The organism is Clostridium sp. CTA-1 (genome assembly GCF_054768215.1).
Map to the genome: position 1 here is coordinate 107,071 of NZ_BAAAAP010000011.1, position 20,401 is coordinate 127,471.

Here is a 20,401-nt window from a genome sequence, read left to right on the forward strand (position 1 = left end):
CTTTTAATTCCAATGTATTACCAATACATTAGTTAATTTTTATAAAAAACAACATGCAATTATCCTCTTAAATATTATTTTTACAATAAACATAATATTTATTCTTGTAAAATATATTTATATATTGGTATTGTTAATATTAACTTATATCTATGTATTTTTTAATATATTGTAAAATTTATAAATTTATAAAAACAAAGTGTAAAAGATCTTATTCTAAGCTCTTTTACACTTTGTTTACATTTATTCTAGAACCATTTAAACCATTTTAACCATTCTATATAAATATTGTGAACAATACTTTTCCTTCTTTTCAAATTTATAATCTAATTTTTCATAGAATTTTCTTACATTTTTATCCTTAGCCAATAGTGAACAGCCCTTATATCCTTCTTCTTTAGCAATTTTTTCTGCTAGTTTCATTAACTCTTTTCCTATTCCAAGACCTCTAACTTCTTTAGTTGTGGCTAAGTTTGCTATATAAAGTTCTCTTTTTCCGCCCTCTTCTAAACTCATTCCCTTAATAAAATCTTTTATAAATTTTACCTTTCCTTTAATCCCTTTAATCATAAAAAGCAACTTTAAACTAGTTTTAGTATCTAGCTGTGCTATTTCTTCACTATTTAAAAGAATTATAGCTCCACAGATTTTATCATTTCGCTCTGCTACCTTTATATTTAAATAAGAATATCTAGATTCACCACTTAATACTAACAATTTAATCCTATTTAAAATTTCCTCTTTAGTCCCCTGGCCCCAAATATGCTCTGGAAGATCCTCCGTATCATATATAAGACCAGTGATAATGGGGGCGTCCTCCTCCACTGCATCTCTTAATGTCAAGTTTTTCATAATTATCCCTCTTTCATAGAATTTTCTTTTCAACATTATATATCTAATTATATAAGAATTTACTTAATTAATTAAGACCGTGGAAGCATAACATAGTAGTACCATTGTACTATTATTAGATTTTTACTAATTTATACAATTATTAGATTAGTACTTATTATGTAAATGTGGAAATAAAATAGATTTAACTTTCACATCGCAAATATAAAAAAATAAGAGCATTTTTTATAATGCCTATTAAATAAAAATTAAGCTGAAGTAAAAACTTCAGCTTAATTCATTTACATTTTATAGTATAAAACTTAATATAATTAGTTCTATTAAACCTACTGCCCAAGCTATAGTAGTAGTAACTGACCATACTTTTATTTGTTCTTTTGCGTCTTTTATTCCAAGAGAACGGTTAACTACCCAGAAATAACTATCATTGAAATATGAGAATAAAAGTGATCCCATACATGCTCCAAGTGCTGCTAATATTGGATTAACATTTGATGCTGCAACAATTGGTGCAGTTATAGAAGCTGCAGTTATCATGGCAACTGTTCCACTTCCTTGGATAAGTCTTACTAAAGAGGCTATTATAAAAGGTATTAATACAACTGGCATATGAGAACCTGCAATTGATTTTGCTATATAATCTCCTGTACCACTATCACGAAGTACCATACCTAAAGCTCCACCGCCACCGGTAACTAATATTATTATACCAGCAGATTTTATTCCTTTTTCCATTTCATTTATAACATCTTCTTTGCTTAGCTTACCTGCTAGTCCATATATAGCAATTACAAGACCAATTCCTACTGCAATTATTGGAGAACCTAAAAATTGAACCATATTAGTAAATCCACTAGGAGTTATTGATTTTTGTTTAATTAAAACATCTAATATAGTATTTATAAGTATAAATATTATAGGTGTTATTATTGGTGCAAAAGCCATAAAGGTAGATGGTAATTCTTTATTATCCTTTTCATCCTCAAAATCATATACTGGCTCTTGATATTCTGTTCTAATCCACTCATCTTCTTTATCCCCTGGAATTTGATATATTTTTTTTCCTATATACTTTCCATAAATCATTCCGGCTATCACCATAGGTATAGCTAAAGGAATTCCCCATAAAATAAAGTTTCCTACACTTACTCCAAATATCCCTGCAACTCCTACTGGGCCAGGTGTTGGTGGTACCAAACTATGTGTAATTACAAGTCCTAATCCTAAAGCTACTCCTAGAGAAACTACTGATTTTTTAGTTTTCTTGGAAATTGCTTTTGCAAGTGGTGCTAAAATTATAAATCCTGAATCACAAAATATAGGTATAGACACTATAAACCCTGTTATTGCTAATGCTAATTCTTCTCTTTTTTTACCTAAGAACTTTATAAAAGTTCTAGCCATTCTCTCCGCTGCACCAGATACTTCAAAAATCTGGCCCATCATTACCCCAAAACCTATGATTATACCAATGCTTCCTAATGTCCCCCCAAAACCCTTAGATATTGAATCAATTATTTTATTAGGTGGCATTCCTCCTACAAGTCCAGTAGTAGCTGCTGCAATAATTAGTGCTAAAAATGTATGAATTTTAGTTTTTAATATTAAAAATACGAGTATGCTGATTCCAACTACGAGTCCTAATATCATTTGATTTCCTGCTACTGTGTTTCCCATTATTCTTCCTCCTTTTGTTTTGTAAAGGTATTCATTTGTATTAAAAAAAACTAGTAAAAAATTTTATGTATACTTTATCTATGTAATAAATTTATGTAATATAAATTTCCCCTATGAAGTTAAAACTAAAATTTCAGCTTATCTATTATCCTAGCTGATTCTTATCTTCATCTTTCATTTAGTGAAGATAAGAATCCCCAGAAATTATCATAATTATTAATAAAATTTATTTTTTAAATTTAGGTGAATATTTAGCCGCTAAAATTATAGCTTCTACCATACTTACAGAGCTAGCTTGTCCAGTACCTGCTATATCAAAGGCAGTTCCATGATCTACTGAAGTTCTAAGTATTGGCATTCCATTTGTTACAGCAATAGTTCTTTCAAAATCTAATGTTTTTGTTGCTATATGCCCTTGATCATGATACAAAGATAATACTGAATTATATCTTCCCTTAAGAGCTAGATGGAATACTGAATCTGCTCCTATAGGACCTTCTACTTTATATCCCATTTTTTGAGCTTCTTCTATAGCTGGAACAACAGCTTTCATTTCTTCATCCCCAAATAAGCCATGTTCTCCACTGTGAGGATTTAACCCTGCAACAGCCATCTTCCCATCCTTTACTCCTAGTTTTTCTAAAGCCTCGGAGCATCTTATTATATAATCTAATACTCTTTCTTTAGTTACTAAGTCACAAGCTTTTCTTAAAGAAACATGTCTTGTTAAGAAGAATACTCTCATTCCTCTAACTTCAAACATAGTAAGAGGATCTTCTGTATCTGTTAAATCTGCTAAAATCTCAGTATGACCGATATAATTTACATTACCTTCTCTTAAGGACTCTTTATTTATTGGAGTTGTAGCTATAGCATCTAGCTCTCCCTCTTTAGCCATTTCTACAGATTTTTTTATATATTCAAAGGCTGCTTTTCCTGCTATACCTTGAACCTTACCTATTTTTAATTCATCAATATCTATATTATTTAAATCTATCAAATCTATAGTTCCTAAAGTAAACTTACCCTCATCTGCTTTTTTAATTGAATTTATATTTAAATTAACATTGCAGAATCCCATAGCTTGTTTAATTACCTTTGCATCTCCTATTAATATAGGATTACATTTTTCATAAACTTCTGCTTCAGTTAATGATTTTACTACTATTTCTGGTCCTACACCGGCTGGATCCCCTATAGGTATTCCTATTATTGGTTTATTATTAATCATATTTAGTCCTCCCTAGTCACAATTAATATTTTTAAATAAATAATCTACACATAACTCCATTCCATCTTCTTTTCCTACCATTCCCCCTTTGCTTACAATTTTCATGTCTGGGAATTCTCCCTCTATAAACTTGCCATAAGCGGCTAAAGGCATTACTTCATCTAAAAGTTCTAGTCCTGCTGAATTAAATTTTCTACAAATACTAACACTTATATCTCCTCCACTGCTAAATATACCCTTTATAGATTTTATTTCTTTCATTATTCTATAACTTATTTCCGCTACTGAAGTATTCATTATTTGAGATAAAAATTCTTTTGTAGTATTTTGTTTTTTTGCTTCCTCATCTAAATTAATCCTTACTTCTTCATATAAAGAATCTAGTACTACACAAAATACATCATATAAATCTTTATTTTCTATAACCTTATTTATTACTCTGTCTATTTCTTTGTGTTTTGTATTTATATCACCTAATATAGCTCTAGAATTTATATCTACCTTAAATATGTCTCTATCCTTTGAAATTCTTTCTAGCTGTGCTCTAGTAGTATCTGTTATACTTCCTATAGCCATAAGAACCTTATTATTAATCTCTCTATCTTTTTTAATTTCCTGCTTCTTTTTATTCTTCTTATCTAAAACAATATGTTGCTTTATTACCTCTGCAGTAAAAGGCCCTGGATCTACAGATATAAACTTAATATTTGTATTTATTAATGCTTTTGATATAATTTCTAAATCATTGTTATCTAAAGCATCAAATATTATTAATTTTTTACCCTCATCATAGAACTTTAATATTTTGTTTTGTAAATTTTCACATCCTTTTTTAATATCTTCAATATATATAGATGCGGCTTCATATTTACTTTGTTCTTTTACTAATTTTTCAATTATGGAAGAGTTTATAGGCTTTTTACCATCCTTTGCTGCATCTGAATCCTCCAAAGCCTTACCATTTACTAAAAGATATCCTCCTACAGCTTGTCTGTTAGCCTCTGGGAAAGACGGTGCTACCGCAGCTATAGTACCTTTTGGAAGGGCGTCTAACATTCCATCTATCTCTGATCCAATGTTTCCCCTTAAAGTACTATCTATTCTTTTTCCGTAAACTTTTACATTTGGGCTAAAGAAAAATTCTGTAGCTTGATAAACTCTTTCATAGGCATCTTCTTTTTCCACCCCTCTACTATCTGTTGAATAAAGAACTGTATCGTAGGATTTTTCTAAATCATCTTTTCTTAAAGAATTCATCAGTGTTACAGGTTTTAAGCCTAATTTTTTAATTAAAACTCCTGTAGCATTAGCTCCCGTCAAATCGTCAGCTATAATAACATAATTTAACATTTAATGTCCCCCTCGAACCAATCATTTACTAAACTTCATAGGATTCATTGAATAAAATTCCTATTTATACATTGATTATTTTTACATTTAATGATTCTAAATATTTATCTTCATCTTTATCAAATTTTTTATCTGTAATAATGCAATTTACTGATTCTATAGAAAATATATTTACAAAGGATTCCTTATTAAACTTACTACTATCTGTTAAAAGAACAGAATAAGATGCTGATTTTACTATACGCTTCTTTAAGTTTGCCTTTTCAAAGGTAGGAGTAGATAATCTAAAATCAGAATCTATTCCAGAGGTTCCTAAAAAAGCTACATTAACTTTTATATTAGATATAAATTCATCTGCAGTAGGGCCTATTATACATCCTGTTTCTTCTTGTATTTTCCCCCCCACTATATAAGCTTTCACATTGTTTTGATACAATTCTAAAGCTATTTTAAGATCGTTTGTTATAACTGTTATATCTTTTACTTTGTTAAGCACTTTAGCCAACTCAAAGGTTGTAGTACCTGCATCTAAAAATATACTATCTCCTTCTTTAATTATGCTCAAAGCTTTTTCTGCTATTTTTTCTTTTACGTATATATTGCTTATCTTCTTTAAATCATAGGCTTGTTCTGATAAATAAGTAGAACGTTTTACAGCTCCTCCATGACTCCTATATAAAATACCCTTATCCTGTAATCTATCAAAATCTCTTCTTATAGTCATTAAACTTACATCTAGTTCATTAGCAATATCTTCAACTTTCACAGTTCCTAAATCTTCTAACTTTTCAATTATGTATTGTTCTCTCTCTACTGGAAGCATCCTATCACCTCTTATTTTCAGTATAAAAAACAAATTAATCTATATTAATCTAATTTACTTATGAAACTTAATCTGTGTTTTTCTTTTCGTTTTATTTGTTCGTTTATGTTAATTAAATATTATACTGTATTTTATAATTTGTCAATATATTTTATAAACCTTTATATTTCAACATAAATTGATATTTTTATAACAAATATAATTTAGATATATCTGAGAAAATAATTCTCAACTTATATATCTAACAAAAACTAACACACTTACTTGTGACATTACTATTTTGTATATTAAGCACAAAAATTAATAAATGTTTTTCAAAACATTTATTAAACTTGATACTCTTCCAACGATGAAAAGCGCTCAAGCCTTGTATAAAGCATTAGGATTTTATGATATTGAACCATATGTATATAATCCAATTGAAGGAACAAAGTTTATGAAGTTGAGATTGAAAGACTAATTTCTTATATTGTTGAATAGAGTTAAGACGCAATTTTTTTAAATATTTATTTATGTATTAAGGAAAGTCTCAAAATGGCTTTCCTTAAAATTAAAGACTATTTTATATTAAAAATCTCTTTCTACATATATAAAAGCACCCAGCCGTTATAAGCTGAATGCTCTTTATAATCTCATTTATTATTTTTTAATATATTGTCTACTTCTTTATATTAAACAAACTAATAATTTACCTTTGCTTTTATAAATGGATTTTTTCATATGAATTTTTAATTTTATATAATAATATTATTATAGCTACAAATAAAACTATAGTACATGCAATTCCAGCTTCTGGCCCAAAGGAGCCTCCCGTAAATAAATCTGAACCAACTAATTTCAATTTCATTAAACTCCCAATATCTGTTTTTATACCACTTACTTCAAATCCAAAAATATTTCCCTGAAAAAAATTCCAAGCTGCATGAAGTCCGCAGGCTCCCCACAAATTCTTTGTTTTTATAACATACAATCCGAAAACTATTCCTGTTATAAATAAATTTAAAATTGCAACTAAACTTACATTAGGATTAAAAAAATGTAAGAGAGCAAATAGTAATGATGAAAATATTAACCCTATAGTAATATTATATTTTGCACCTAACACATTCATAAGCCATCCTCTTACTAATACCTCTTCCGTTGCACTTTGAATCATCCATCCTGGTAAAACTATTATTAATGGTAATATATTATTTAAATTTAATCCATTTACTAAATTTATATGACCTGTACCTATAAGAACTATAACTACTGATGAAAATAATATAACACCTACAATAAAACCCGAAATGTATTTTCCCAAAAATCCTTCTCTACAAAATCCTAGGCCAGCAATACTGCGTTTTTCTCGTTTTTTCACCCAAATAAATACAATTAAAGTAGAAAATAAAAACTCTGTTATTAGATAAATGGAAAAATTAATTGGTGTATTATTTGGAATCTTTAATATTGTTTTTATTATAAGAAATACAATTCCTCCTATTATTTGTCCTATAACCATAAATAAAAATACTAACAAATAGGCCACAATTATATTATATAATTGCTTAGATTCTTTAGCTTGTCTAACTAATTCTGTTTCTTTTAAAATCATAAATTGCCTCCCCAACATTATGCTTAATTAAATAAATAAATTTTAACAAAATATCTGGATTATTATATCATAAAATCCATAATTATACTAACTATTATGTTTATGCTAAAAAAATAATTCCAATTTTATAAAATTAAAATATTAAAATAACCTGTAAAAGGATTAATAGCCATTTATGTTCTTTTATTATAATTAATTTTCGATATAACTATTTTATAAAAACTCTTTTCTCCTTTAATAAAAATAAATTGTATTTATGGGTTTTTTATTCCAATTGGAGATTATTCCAGAAAAATATATAAAAAATATATAAAATTTGTATAAATGAATTGAAAAACCAGTCGAAAATGTTATATATTATATATGGTAACTAAAGTTTAGGAGGCATCTTTTTAATGAGTAAAGGAAGAACTAAAAGTAAAAATCATATTAGACCTAGTATTATAGGGTTATTAAGCATACTTATAATCTATGTATGTATGGTATTATACTTTAAAAATCATTTTTATTTTAGAACAACTATCAATGGCATTAAAGCTTCATGTAAAACTGTAGAAGAAGTTAATAAGGAAATGGAAAGTGAGGTAAAAAATTATACACTACAATTAGAAGGTAGAGATGGAGCTAAAGAAAGGGTTTCAGCAAAGGACTTTAATCTGAAATATAATACTAATACCGAAATTAAAAAGTTAAAAGATGCTGAAAATCCTTTCAATTTGTTCAAAGGTATTTTTACGAAAAAAGAACACGAAATACCTAGAACTATTTCTTATGATGAAAATTTATTAAAACAACATATTAATAAAATGGTTTTTTTAGATAAAGATAAAATAACTAATCCTAAAAATGCTAGTTTAAAATATACAGGTAAAGATTATGAAATTGTACCAGAAGTTATGGGTAATAAAGTTAATGAAGATACACTGTATAAAGAAATAAAAAACGCAATAATTAAAGATAAAAAACTTATAGATTTAGAAAAAAGCAATTGTTACGAAAATCCAAAATATACTTCAAAGTCAAAAGAAGTTATTGAAGCAAAAAAAACTATGAACAAATATTTACAATCAGTAATAACTTATGATATAAGAGGAAATAAGGAAGTAGTAAATGCTTCTACAATAAATAATTGGCTTAAAACAGATGAAAAATTTAATGCTTATATAGATAAAGAAAAGGTAAGGGCTTATATGGATAATTTAGCCTATACCTACAATACAACAGGAAAAACCAGAGATTTTGTCACAGCAACAGGAGAACATGTAAAAGTAAGTGGAGGAAGTTATGGTTGGGCTATTGATAGGCCTAAAGAGACTGAAAATTTAGTACAAGCTATAAAAGAAGGAAAAACTATAAATAAAAAACCTAGTTATGCTCAAACTACACCTTATACTGGTGCTGATGACATAGGAAACACTTATGTAGAAATCGATCTAACAAAACAACATTTATGGTTTTTTAAAAATGGAAATGTTGTTATTGATGGAAATATCGTTACTGGTAATGTAAGCGCAAATTATGCAACCCCTGAAGGCGTTTATAAGCTAGATTATAAGGAAAGAAATGCTGTATTAAGAGGAGAAGGATATGCTGCTCCTGTTGATTTTTGGATGCCTTTCAATGGTGGTATTGGTATGCATGATGCTTCTTGGAGAAAGGATTTTGGAGGAACTATTTATAAAAATGGTGGTTCTCATGGCTGTGTAAATTGTTCTCACGCTTTAGCACAAACTATATTTGAATCTATAGAAGCAGGAACTCCAGTTATTTGCCATAATTAATAAGACAAATTGTTTTTACAATTTATTTAGTTTCTATATATACAAATATAGTATGAGATAAAAATTTCGGTAACTTTTTAAAGGGACTATCCCAAAAATAAATTTTGAGATAGTCCCTCTTCATTTTCAACATTATCTGTCATAGCCCTAAATCTTTCTCCTGCCTGTATAATATCGCCACTTTTATCAATGGTTTCCCTTACTAACTTTCCTTCAACATAAATTGGATACTCTTTGCCTTTAAGATGTTTTAAAGGTTTATTATTATTTAAAGCATTATTGGTTTTTGATACCCTCTTAAATATTTTTAGTAATTCAAATCTAAAACTTAAGATTTTTATATATGATATTTTCAACGAGTTCTAAGTAATCTCCATTATAGATAAATGTTCTATTTGCTAACATTACCGCAATTCCATGTACCATTGACCACATAGCTATTACATCCTGTGCATATTCTTCTCTTTTTACATTTATACTTTTTAAGTATTCAATAGCAGAGTTTTTAAATAATCCAAAGGCTCCTGAAATTTTAGTTTCAAGTTTATTTTCATCAACTATAATCTCGTATTTATAATTATTTAAAAATAAAAATCTTAAATAATCAGGATTTTCAACCATAAACCAAACATATTTTTTCCCAAGCTCCATAATTTTTTTATATGGATCATCCTTATACATTTCTGCTATTTCCCTTAAAGACTTTTCAAATTCACCAAATACATACTGAGATATGGCATTAATTAATTCTTCCTTATTTTTAAAATGTTTGTATGGAGCTGAATGACTTACATTACATAAAGCTGCTACTTTTCTAAGTGAAAACTTATCTGCACCCTCTTCATTGAATAACTTTAGACCCTCTATTATTAAACTTTCTTTTAAATCTCCATGATGATATGTATCACTTGCCATATAATAACCTCTTTTCTAAAAATATAAATATATTATGATATATTGTATCATCTTATGTTGACAGTGTAAACTTTCAGAGATATAATAAATTAAAGTTTACACTGTCAACATATCCCTACTTAAATATGAAAGGAGTACTTTTTATGTTATTAATTCATGACCTAACTAAAGAAAATTCAAGTGATATATTATCCTTATTACCACCTAAGACTAAAATATTATCAAAAGAAATAAATAATATACATCCCTGTTGTGGCTGTTTTAATTGCTGGACAAAGACCCCTGGGAAATGCATTATAAATGATTCCTATACAGAAATGCCTAAATATATTTTACACAGTAATGTACTTATTATAATTACAAAAATATATCATGGTTGCTACTCTCCTTATATAAAAAATGTTATAGATCGCTCTATAGGGATTCTACTACCCTTTTTTCAGAAAATTAATGGAGAGATTCATCATATTTACAGATATAATCAATCCCCTAAGCTTGTAGTTATAGGTTATGGAGAAGATATCTCATCTAATGAAGAAACTACATTTAAAGCTTTAATTAAAGCCAATTCTTTAAACTTAAATTTTAAGGATTACAAAACTTTCATAGTTAATGATATATCTAAAATAAAAGAAATTTTAGATAATTTATCACGTAATTCTTAGTTTTAGATTGAGTTTATTTACAATAAATATCTTACTTAATGTAAAACTTAGGATAACATATCTAAGGACATAATTGCTCTTATCTACCACTCATAAAAGTTAAGAATATTAGAGCAGATAGCCATGAAATAAAGGAGGTAAATTTTTATGAATAGTTTATGTATAATAAATGGTAGTCCAAGAAAAGAAAACGGTACTTCTAACTACCTTATTAATGAACTAGTCCAATTACTTAATAATAATATTAAAACAAAAGAATATTATATAAGTGAACTTATGGAAGACAAGAATTCACTTCAGGATGTTATATCCTTTAATAAAATTATTTTTGTTTCTCCCTTGTATGCAGATTGTTTACCAAGTACCATGCTTGATTTTATGATTTATTTTGAAGACTTTATTAAATATAAAAAAAATCTAAATATGGATATGTACTGCCTAATTAATTGTGGTTTTTTAGAAGGAACTCAAAATATATTAGCCATTGACATACTAAAAAATTACTGTAAAAGAATAGGGTTAAACTGGCGATTTGGTGTAGGCATAGGGGGTGGTGAGTTTATGGCTAGTTCAAAAAATATGCCTCTAAACTGTAAAATGAAAATGCCCGTATATAATGCCTTTTTAGATTTAAAGAAAGATATTGAAAACAGTTCTAGTAATCCTACTTGCTCAGAAGCTATCCTTGTTAATGCTAAAATGCCTAAATTTATATTTAAATTAGCTGGTAATATGTCTTGGAGAGCAACAGCTAAAAAGAATAACTTAAAACCAAAGGATCTATATAAAAGAATTTATTAAATATAATATTATTAAATTTTTATGGAGCATTATATGATTAATAATTTAACTTTGTTATCAAATATTTCATAATATAAAACTCAAATATAATTTTTAGGTAGGCATTAAAAACTGATGTTAGCCTTTAATGCCTACCTAGAAATTTATATTCTCTTAATATTTACACCCTTATGATTGAAACTATAATTACTTTAAAATCACTAAAAACTCAAACTTTAATTAACACATATGTACCATCTTCATTTCTAACTTCTACTAGTTTAAGCCCCTTATGTTTCTTTAGTTCTTTTATTATACACATAATTGAATCTACATCTAAGTATTTTATATATTTAATACTTTCACTATTATTACTTGATTTTCTACACATAGCTTTTAAAAATTTTAATACATACGGCAAAATCGAAATGGGGACTGGAACATACAATCTTGTATGTTTATGTTTTACTATTATTTTCATTTTTATCACCTATTCAATAACTATTCTTACAATATCACCCTTGCTTGAATTAACTGATACGATTTCTCCTAGTATTTCACTTTCTATTGCTTTACTTATTGTTTCTGCTAACATTTCTAAATCTACACCCTCTAAATCTGCATTTTTTATAGGCAATTTCCCTGTGATTTTTAAAATGGAATTCAATACAACTACAGGAATATTAATTTTAACATTATCTCCCTCTGAAGAATCCACATATATCTTAAACATTTTTTCATTATAGTTATTTACATTAGTTATATTTGTTTCCTTGTTTTTATATATAGCCTCTACAAGATCTGCACACTTTTCTATATTTATTTTTCCCTCAGATAACATTTTTAAAACTTTTATTAAATCCTCTCTCATAAGTATCCCTCCACTATTTCATTAATCTTCCTTTAATATTTTTATAGCCTCATCAACAGAAATTTCTCCTCTTTCTAATGCCCCAATAGCATCTTTTTCTTCTTTTTTCTCCTTAATTAATTCTTTATATCCTAATGCATTAATTACTTCATCTAGTTTTGCCCTAACTGTAGGATATGAAATTCCAAGTTGTTTTTCCACATCCTTAATACTGCCTCTACACATAATAAATACTTCTATAAATTTTAGCTGTTCTTTAGTTAAATAATCAAATTTAGAAAATTTAAAATCATTTTCTATAACAGTATTACATGAAGAACATTTAATCCGTGTTATTTTTAGTTTTTTACCGCATACTGGGCAAGTTGTTATTGCCTTATATATCATTCTATCCCTCCTGCTATTTAATATAATACCCCTTTATATTAAATTAGTCAACAGATTATATTAATAAAATTAATATTAACATTTAAAAAATTAATTATAATTAATATACCAATTAATTTTATTAATATATTGTTTAATATCATGCATATTTTCTACATTCAAATTAAAATTTTCATATTCATGTTATTATGTAGATATTAATATCATTTTAAATTGCTAAAACAGATACTTATTTGTTTTTTATAAATCCATTAATCACCTGTATACAAGTTATTTAAATAACACATTCTATATTTATATTAAGTAATTGATAATTAAAGATACAATTTACTTAAAATTAATATAGAAGAGGTGATAATAATTGAAAAAAATTTTTAAATTAAATATATCTATTCTATTAGTATTAGTAGGTGTACTTTGCTTTTTTTCAATAACAAATAAACCTACTTCAGCTATAGATGATAATAACACCATAAATTTAGTTTTAGATTCACGAAATAACAATGAAATTCCAAAGAAATTTCGTAAATCCTCTGATATATCAAATGTAGAGAAGAATAAAAATATAAATCTTAGTGGATTAAACACATTAAATATTTCTGGTAGTAAGCAATTTTCCGAACAAAATCTTCCACTTATAATAAGTAATATAAAAACTTCATTGCCTATAACAGTTGTTGATTTAAGACAGGAATCTCATGGATTTATTAATGGATTACCTGTTAGTTGGGCTAATAAAAAAAATGATGCTAATATAGGATTAACAAAAGCTGAAGTTTTGGAAGATGAAAATAATAAATTAAAAAGTATTAAATTAAATTCTCCTATTAGTTTTTACAATGACCCCAATAAAACTATAATTCCAACAAAAGTTGAAAATGAAGAACAGCTTGTTAAGCATAACTCATTATCATATGTTCGTATACCTGTTACTGATACAAAGTTACCTACAGATGATATGGTTGATTACTTTGTTGATGTAATTAAATCTAACCCTAAAGACACATGGTATCATTTCCACTGTAAACAGGGCATAGGAAGAACTACTACTTTTATGATTATGTACGATATGATGAAAAATGCAAAAGAAGTATCTGCTGATGATATTATAAAAAGACAACTCTTATTAGCAGGTTTTGATGAAAACCAAATGAAATCTTTCTACAATGATAAAAGGTCTACTTTTTTACAAAGTTTCTATAAATACTCCAAAGAAAATGGTAACGATTTTAAAATCAAGTGGAGTGATTGGAAAAAAAGTCTTAATACTAGAAGCAATAGTTCCTTATCTATTGCTTCTTCAAATAAAAGCTCCTCTAACTATATAAAAAATTCTAAAACCCCAACTCACTTATATGTTATCTCTCAAAATATAATGACTCCTAGTGAAAGAACAATGATAGCTACTCTTCAAGGGATAGTTAATAATCATTGCTCTCATCAAATATACACTCTTAATTCTTCACAACCAGATTATCAAATATGGCTAGATGATTTAAAAAATAATTATGGTGTATCATACAAAAATATTTCAAATCCATGGGAATTATTGAATATATATAAAAATTATGTTCATGGATATGTTCTTTATAGCAATAAATCATCAAAAGATCCTTCTATAAACAATGCTTGTTCTCTTGCTTCATTAAATAATTCCATTGCAGTTGATGAAAGCATCGAAAATAAAGTACGAGCCCATAGTATAACAAATATTAGTGGAGATTGTAGAAATACGGACAAAAATTGGGCTTACAATAAGTTATGGAATTCTGGATTAAATCATTCAATAGTAATTCAATTATCTCCTGAAAAGGAAACATCTTTAAGAGACTACGCCATAATGACTAAGGCTCTAATATTTTATGAAGATAGCATAGATGATACATCTCTCAGAGATAAAGTATTTTCCTCTATGAATGCCAATTCTATTTGTTTAGGATGGGGACCGGATGAATTTATAAATGTAAGCACTTCATCAAAACATGGTGTAAGTATGGTGGCTGCTGATTGGTCTTATAATTTAACTGTGTTAAGTGCCTTTCCTTCATCCCCTATGACCCAAAAATCCTCATCAAATATAACTAATAAAAAAGATGTCCATTATGTAACATTTATTATGTCAGATGGAGATAATCAACAATGGAATCTTGGAACTAATTATGGGTCTCCTAAGTGGTATGGTTCCCCTTATAGAGGTAACTTTAATCTTGGTTGGTCTCTAAGTCCATCTTTGTATTATTTAGCTCCAACTGTTTTCAGCTTATATTATAAAAGTGCCTCTCATGGATTTACTAATGATTATTTTATAGTATCACCTTCAGGCAATGGATATATGTATCCCAGCAAATATGATAAGAATGCTCTAGGTACATATATTAATACACTAGATGATTATATGAAAAAAGTAGATGAAAAATATGTAGCAATTATAGATGACTCTTCTTTTTATAATAATAAGCTTTGGGATAAATTTACTGTTAAGCCTAACATACAGGGATTGTTTTATCTTGATTACCATAAACACGACAACTATCATGGAAAAATTATTTGGTCTAATAATAAGCCTATAGTATCTTGTAGAGATCTGCTTTGGAGTAACCTAGAAAGCGAAGATGAATTGGTTAAAAATATTAATGAAAGAGTTAGTTCTGGTGAGGTAGATATTCGTGATCCTAATAGCTACACCTTTGTATATGTTCATGCTTGGAGCAAAAGCTTAAATAATATTGAAAATGCTGTTAATAAGCTAAGAAAAAATCCTAAAGTAGAAATAGTAACCCCCGAAACATTTATGGAATTGATAAACAAAAATGTAAATCATTAATTAAAAATTTTCATATTTTATATATACTCAAATAACCCACTAAATATATTTATAATCTAGTGGGTTAACTATAGAAATATTTATGTTAAATTAATCAAATATTTTAGCAGTTTAATCTCATTATTTACTTCTTAATTGCTTTTGTCTTCTTATTAAAAATATTGATGCTATACTTATTAATATAAAACCTATTCCTAGCATAATAAAGTTAAAGCTATATCCAGTACGTGGTAATTTATTATTTGATTGCATTATTTTACTCTTTTCTTGGATTAACTTATTGTTTGGTTGCATTGGTTTATTATCGCCAGAATCTAATAGTTTTTTTTGTATTTTCCCTAAAGCTTCATTGTATTTTATTAGATTTAAAGTATTAGTTTGTCCAACTTTTACAGTGAATTTTACAGGATTCTTATCTAATTTATATCCATTAGGGGCTTTTGTTTCCACAAACTGGTATTCCCCTGGCACTAAATCTTTTACATAAATTTGTCCATTCTTATCTGTCTTCAATCCTATTTTTATATCTTTTCCGCTCTTGCTTTGAAGACTAAATTCTGCCCCTTCTAATACCTTTTTACCACTACTATCTATTTTGGTTAATATTACATTTCCGGGTATTGCTGTATTCTCCTTATTTACTCTAATATCTCCAATTTGTCCATCTTTTATAGTAAACTTTATTGGTGTTTTATCTAATTTATATCCATTAGGAGCTTTTGTTTCCACAAACTGGTACTCCCCTGACACTAACCCTTTTACATGAATTTGTCCATTCTCATCTGTCTTTAGACCTATTTTTATGTCTATACCCATTTTATTTTGAAGGCTAAATTCCGCATCTTTTAATACTTCTTTAGTATCACTATCTACTTTAGTTAATATTACAGAAGGATCATTAATCCCTGCAGCTTTTCCTCCACCTTCTGATGATTTTGCCTCCACTTTTGTAAACTTCTCTTCAATATTATCTCCATATAATCTTACAGTATTAGGAAATATTATTTGATTAGAATTTGTTATTTTTGAATTAAATTTAATAATATATCCTTTATTTATATTACCTAAATCTATATTAAATCCTGTATTATTTTCATTCATATTAAATTTATCTGTAACATCTATACATTCATCATAATTACCTGTATTGTGATTAAATGTAACTTGTGAAATCTTCACACTGCCTTTTATATAATTTTGTCCTTCACCTAATTCTTCCTTTATAATAGCATTATTTATTTTAGCTTGAGCATAATTTACTCTTATAATCCATTTTATAATACCATCATCTTTATTAACAGTTCCCCATTTATAAATTTTTTCATCTTTATTTGGTAAATACTCTGGAATAATTTCTATTGGTTCAGTACTTATATTATTGTCTAAACTAATTGGATACTTTCCTGGTTCATTTATTATGTCTTTGTTAAATTTAGTAGTAAAATACATATTACCATGAATATTTTCATGCGTTTCTATGTAATTTGTAGGATCCACAAGTTCAACCTTAACATGACCATTTTTATCTGCATGAACTTTTTGGATTAATACACCTTCATTTGTCTTAATATTGAAATCCAAACCATTTTCTAATTGAAATTCCTTAGGTAAATCGAATTCTTCTACGTCTCCTTTTTTATGATCTTTAAGTGACCATTCATAATTTAAATTTACTCTTTCCCATGTATACCACTGGTTCTTATCACTGCCATCCTCGTGCGTAATGTTTAAATTATCTAATATGCTTGAATTCTTTTGGCCTTCTGGTGTCTCTGCATTAACTGAATAAGAATTAAAAAAAATATTAGTGATCATAAAAATTACTACAAAAAATTTCATTAGTTTGTTCATGTTGTCATCTCCTTACAATTATAATAGTTCTGTTAAGCTATATAAACATTGATTTCTGGCATCTTATTCATCAGTATAACGTTTTCATTTCTAAATGTTATCTATGCAATAAAATATAGAATCAATGTGTAAAACTACTAAAACTTCTTGTCTAGATGTCGCAGTAATACTTTTTATAAGTTGAGCAAGAATACAAACAGTAATAACAAATATCTATATAAAAGTTGATATTTAAAATAATGTTATTGCTCTTATTAATTAAAACCATATTTATATATCTATATCCAATTTTTCGATTTTATTGATTTCATAATAAAATTTATATTTTTTTGAAGGATTACCCATAAAAAACTTTTTTTATTATAATACCTTAAAAGTGTCTACTTTGTCAATTGTAATTTACAAAATTTTATGTACTTTTGTAATTATTTAGATTTTTCAGACTTTTTGTGCCAAAACAAAGCATATATTTCATATATTCATTTATATTTTTTTAATGATATAGATATAAAAATTAGAATTTAACTTTTTTAGTCATATTAAAAACTAAAAAAACTTTACTTTAAAATATATACTACTAAAATTTTAATATTAATTTTATGAACATAAAAAAACTACACCTTTTTAAGTGTAGTTTTTATATGAAGATTCAATCAAATGTAGTTAGTACAATGGCTGCATTTATTTAGTATGAAGAATTTCCTCTTATTTTCAGCTATATATATTCATTAAATTTAATAAAATCTATAGCTAAAAACTTCTAAAAGACATCTAAAACTTTTGTTTCTTTTTACATATACTTTAATTTTATTACTATCATTTTAGAACAAGTTTTTTCTTTTACTTCTTAATTTATTATAAAAATTTTTAAGCCTTTAATAATTAATTTTTTATACTTTTTACAATTTTTTTGTTGTTTTTTACCTTAAGATAATCTTTTTTTTAATATATGCTATTCTAAAAGCACCATTTTTTTYACTATTTTAACATCTTTAAATCTTATATAGTATATACAATTTATTTTTAATTACCAACTTATTTTTATTTTCTTCCTATAAAATTCAGTTATTATTTTATGAAATTAAATCAAGYTTTACTATAAATCTTTCAGGTGCAGATCCTATATATCTAAATGGATAACATGTAACTAATGTAATGCTTGATTTATTTTCTTGTTCTAGTATTGACTTATCCTCTGGATTTGTAATATATATTTTTTTTACTTTAAATTCATAAATTTCATTTAAACTTTCTATGTTAACTTTATCTCCAATATGTATATTTTCTAAAAAACCAAAAGTTGTTTCTCTATGTCCTAAAATCACTGAAGTCCCATAATCCCCAGGATATATTCCATTATCATATAGGGTAGCTCCACCCTTTAAATTTTCTTCTGTAGCCCCTTTTAATATAGGAATCTCATCACCAGTTTTAGGAAAAATAATCTTGCCTATTATACTTTTACCTTTAATCCTAACTTCAGGAAATTTTTTTTGATTATCTTTAATATTTTCTGATTTATTATCTTTTAATTTATTATTTGGTGATTTATTACTTTTATTATTTTCTAATTTATCATTATAAACTATGACTCTTTCTTTATCCCACTTATTTAAATTTTCAGATATTGTTCTTTTATCCAAATATATTTGGATAAAAGGATAACTAATAAATAATAAACCAACTATTATTATTATAATGACTAAAAAAGTAATAATCCTATGACTTTTCTTATTCTCTAAATTCATTTAAAGCACCTTCCTATAATTTAATTATTATAAACTAAATAATTTATTTTCCTTACACCTTTGTTAATACTCAAAACTGCTGAATTGCAGTATCAACAATGCTATAGCTTTTAACCTTTATCATTAATTTTTTTAATACAAGGTTTATAATATCAAAAAACAAAGATAAATAAAATATATATTTTATTTATAATTTACATTAGTTTATACACTGAAATGCCTCTAAGCCTTAGAGAATATGATTACTCGCTCTAATACTACCATCTTCTCTAAAGTCGCAACTACGTCCCTAGATTCGTTCAGCTAAGAATCAAGTGGAGTTAGCTCCATCTGATTCAAATTTCACTTCATAGACTTTGTTAACTACTTAATGTTTATTTAATTTATTTAATTTATTTAATTTATTTAATTTATTTAATGATTGATATGAAAAGAAATATTAGAATTGATCAATGCTGAGATGAACTTCAAGATATTCAATTCTGTGAAGTTCATCTCAGCTTATTATAGAAATTTGAAAAAATATATTAGTAGAAAAACTTTTTCTTTGAAAAGCTATTATTGACTCAATAATAGATAGTTTTATTGCTTCGGTCTCTTGTTACATCAAGGAAAAACTAGTGCTTTTGTCCTGGGAAAGCTGAATAAATTACTTACTTAAATAGTCATCTATAGCGTTAGCGGCCTGTTTTCCAGCTCCCATAGCAAGTATTACAGTGGCAGCACCTGTTACTGCATCTCCTCCTGCATATACCCCTTCTCTTGTAGTTAATCCTGTTTCTTCTTCTGCTACTATACATTTTCTTTTATTTGTTTCTAATCCCTTTGTAGTAGAGGATATTAATGGGTTTGGAGAAGTTCCAAGAGACATTATTACTGTATCCACATCCATTACATATTCTGAGCCTTTTATTTCTACTGGTCTTCTTCTTCCAGATTGATCTGGTTCTCCTAGTTCCATCTTTATACATTTCATTCCTTTTACCCAGCCCTTTTCATCCTCTAATATTTCTACTGGATTTGTTAAAAGGTTAAATATTATTCCTTCTTCC

Annotated in this window: 18 protein-coding genes; 4 read left to right on the forward strand and 14 right to left on the reverse strand. The window is 26.9% G+C overall.

The window, feature by feature from the left end; all coding sequences use genetic code 11:
• Positions 1 to 258: 258 nt before the first annotated feature.
• From ACYUEW_RS11150 to ACYUEW_RS11175, 6 genes are all read right to left on the reverse strand, one after another.
• Positions 259 to 852, reverse strand: a complete 594-nt coding sequence (locus tag ACYUEW_RS11150; RefSeq protein WP_163201146.1) for a GNAT family N-acetyltransferase — start codon at positions 850 to 852, stop codon at positions 259 to 261.
• 288 nt (positions 853 to 1,140) lie between these two features.
• Entirely contained in the window at positions 1,141 to 2,529 is a 1,389-nt protein-coding gene (locus tag ACYUEW_RS11155; protein ID WP_460276771.1) for a GntP family permease, read from the reverse strand.
• A gap of 226 nt (positions 2,530 to 2,755) precedes the next feature.
• Positions 2,756 to 3,760, reverse strand: a complete 1,005-nt coding sequence (pdxA, locus tag ACYUEW_RS11160) for a 4-hydroxythreonine-4-phosphate dehydrogenase PdxA (protein ID WP_012047748.1) — start codon at positions 3,758 to 3,760, stop codon at positions 2,756 to 2,758.
• Positions 3,761 to 3,772: 12 nt separating this feature from the next.
• Complete coding sequence (locus tag ACYUEW_RS11165; protein ID WP_460276772.1) at positions 3,773 to 5,110, reverse strand: four-carbon acid sugar kinase family protein; 1,338 nt, start codon at positions 5,108 to 5,110, stop codon at positions 3,773 to 3,775.
• A gap of 64 nt (positions 5,111 to 5,174) precedes the next feature.
• Positions 5,175 to 5,933 carry a DeoR/GlpR family DNA-binding transcription regulator gene (locus ACYUEW_RS11170; protein ID WP_003485172.1) on the reverse strand — a complete coding sequence of 253 codons (759 nt, stop codon included), beginning with the start codon at positions 5,931 to 5,933 and terminating at the stop codon, positions 5,175 to 5,177.
• Positions 5,934 to 6,633: 700 nt separating this feature from the next.
• Positions 6,634 to 7,527, reverse strand: coding sequence for a lysostaphin resistance A-like protein (locus ACYUEW_RS11175; RefSeq protein WP_460276773.1), 894 nt, complete (start codon positions 7,525 to 7,527; stop codon positions 6,634 to 6,636).
• Between the two features lie 395 nt (positions 7,528 to 7,922).
• On the opposite strand from ACYUEW_RS11175, the gene ACYUEW_RS11180 reads away from it, so the two are divergent.
• Positions 7,923 to 9,308, forward strand: a complete 1,386-nt coding sequence (locus ACYUEW_RS11180) for a L,D-transpeptidase family protein (RefSeq protein WP_460276774.1) — start codon at positions 7,923 to 7,925, stop codon at positions 9,306 to 9,308.
• 86 nt (positions 9,309 to 9,394) lie between these two features.
• On the opposite strand, the gene ACYUEW_RS11185 is transcribed toward ACYUEW_RS11180, so the two are convergent.
• Together ACYUEW_RS11185 and ACYUEW_RS11190 are read right to left on the reverse strand one after the other, a co-directional pair.
• A complete protein-coding gene (locus ACYUEW_RS11185) occupies positions 9,395 to 9,664 on the reverse strand; it encodes a hypothetical protein (protein WP_460276775.1) in 270 nt (89 codons plus the stop codon).
• Positions 9,630 to 10,223 carry a TetR/AcrR family transcriptional regulator gene (locus ACYUEW_RS11190; RefSeq protein ID WP_460276776.1) on the reverse strand — a complete coding sequence of 198 codons (594 nt, stop codon included), beginning with the start codon at positions 10,221 to 10,223 and terminating at the stop codon, positions 9,630 to 9,632. The genes ACYUEW_RS11185 and ACYUEW_RS11190 overlap by 35 nt, the downstream gene beginning before the upstream one ends.
• 143 nt (positions 10,224 to 10,366) lie before the next feature.
• Here ACYUEW_RS11190 and ACYUEW_RS11195 point away from each other — a divergent pair, with 143 nt between their 5' ends.
• The gene (locus ACYUEW_RS11195; RefSeq protein WP_460276777.1) at positions 10,367 to 10,888 is read left to right on the forward strand and encodes a flavodoxin family protein; all 522 of its coding nucleotides are present in this window, start codon (positions 10,367 to 10,369) and stop codon (positions 10,886 to 10,888) included.
• Between the two features lie 147 nt (positions 10,889 to 11,035).
• The gene (locus tag ACYUEW_RS11200) at positions 11,036 to 11,689 is read left to right on the forward strand and encodes a flavodoxin (RefSeq protein WP_265231964.1); all 654 of its coding nucleotides are present in this window, start codon (positions 11,036 to 11,038) and stop codon (positions 11,687 to 11,689) included.
• A gap of 208 nt (positions 11,690 to 11,897) precedes the next feature.
• Here ACYUEW_RS11200 and ACYUEW_RS11205 read toward each other — a convergent pair whose 3' ends face one another.
• Genes ACYUEW_RS11205 through ACYUEW_RS11215 form a run of 3 tightly spaced genes read right to left on the reverse strand, consistent with a single transcriptional unit; the run spans position 11,898 to position 12,926 of the window.
• The gene (locus tag ACYUEW_RS11205; RefSeq protein ID WP_030035516.1) at positions 11,898 to 12,149 is read right to left on the reverse strand and encodes a hypothetical protein; all 252 of its coding nucleotides are present in this window, start codon (positions 12,147 to 12,149) and stop codon (positions 11,898 to 11,900) included.
• 9 nt (positions 12,150 to 12,158) lie between these two features.
• Positions 12,159 to 12,539 carry a hypothetical protein gene (locus ACYUEW_RS11210; RefSeq protein ID WP_003485157.1) on the reverse strand — a complete coding sequence of 127 codons (381 nt, stop codon included), beginning with the start codon at positions 12,537 to 12,539 and terminating at the stop codon, positions 12,159 to 12,161.
• Positions 12,540 to 12,560: 21 nt separating this feature from the next.
• Positions 12,561 to 12,926, reverse strand: coding sequence for a DUF2089 domain-containing protein (locus ACYUEW_RS11215; protein ID WP_003485155.1), 366 nt, complete (start codon positions 12,924 to 12,926; stop codon positions 12,561 to 12,563).
• Positions 12,927 to 13,287: 361 nt separating this feature from the next.
• On the opposite strand from ACYUEW_RS11215, the gene ACYUEW_RS11220 reads away from it, so the two are divergent.
• Positions 13,288 to 15,750, forward strand: coding sequence for a GxGYxYP domain-containing protein (locus ACYUEW_RS11220; protein WP_460276778.1), 2,463 nt, complete (start codon positions 13,288 to 13,290; stop codon positions 15,748 to 15,750).
• A gap of 120 nt (positions 15,751 to 15,870) precedes the next feature.
• On the opposite strand, the gene ACYUEW_RS11225 is transcribed toward ACYUEW_RS11220, so the two are convergent.
• From ACYUEW_RS11225 to ACYUEW_RS11235, 3 genes are all read right to left on the reverse strand, one after another.
• Complete coding sequence (locus ACYUEW_RS11225) at positions 15,871 to 17,601, reverse strand: SpaA isopeptide-forming pilin-related protein (protein WP_163224147.1); 1,731 nt, start codon at positions 17,599 to 17,601, stop codon at positions 15,871 to 15,873.
• A 1,073-nt stretch (positions 17,602 to 18,674) separates the two neighbouring features.
• Entirely contained in the window at positions 18,675 to 19,349 is a 675-nt protein-coding gene (locus ACYUEW_RS11230) for a class D sortase (protein WP_040108513.1), read from the reverse strand.
• A 649-nt stretch (positions 19,350 to 19,998) separates the two neighbouring features.
• The coding region (locus ACYUEW_RS11235; RefSeq protein WP_460276779.1) for an FAD-dependent oxidoreductase at positions 19,999 to 20,401 on the reverse strand (403 nt) is incomplete at its 5' end.